The organism is Moorena sp. SIO3E8, from assembly GCF_010692445.1.
In the GTDB taxonomy this organism is placed as follows: Bacteria; Cyanobacteriota; Cyanobacteriia; order Cyanobacteriales; family Coleofasciculaceae; genus Moorena; species Moorena bouillonii.
In genome coordinates, this window is record NZ_JAAHHM010000174.1 from 1 (window position 1) to 547 (window position 547).

Genomic DNA, 547 nt, shown 5'->3' on the forward strand with positions numbered 1-547 from the left:
CTCTTTGTCAAGATTATGAGTATTTGCCTCAAAACTCCGAGACCATGATTTACATCGCCATGATTCGTCTCATGGTTCGGCGCTTAGCCTAATTTGCTACACCCCTACCCCTTTTCAAACAGCCTCTTAGATCTTATCTAAATCAAAATTGCTCCGGTATCATAACTTGACTCAATAAACAAGATCCAGGTGCGATCAATTTTTTAACTCAGATTCACTACAGTGTCTTGATGCAGTCGCTCATGGGGGAAACCCCCAAGACCGCGCTGCATCGCTATCTGAAATAGTATTAACTTTGAAGAATTTGCCTTGGCCTACGATAATATCTGCAAATACCTAGCAGAAGAATACCCATCGGAGTTTTTTCACTGGCTATTGGGTGAAGAACCTCGGGATATTCAGGTACTTAAAACCGAATTAAGTAGTGAACCAATTCAAGCTGATGCTCTGAGTTTACTCCAAAGTACTAACCAAATTCTGCACCTAGAATTTCAAACCCTGCCCCAATCCGAGCCACCATTACCATTTCGGATGTTGGACTACTGGG

2 pseudogenes are annotated in these 547 nt (G+C 42.4%); both read left to right on the forward strand.

The window, feature by feature from the left end:
* Positions 1 to 92: pseudogene (locus tag F6K46_RS34760) on the forward strand (IS5/IS1182 family transposase); the annotation flags it as partial.
* Positions 93 to 309: 217 nt separating this feature from the next.
* Positions 310 to 547, forward strand: a pseudogene (locus F6K46_RS34765) (hypothetical protein); the annotation flags it as partial.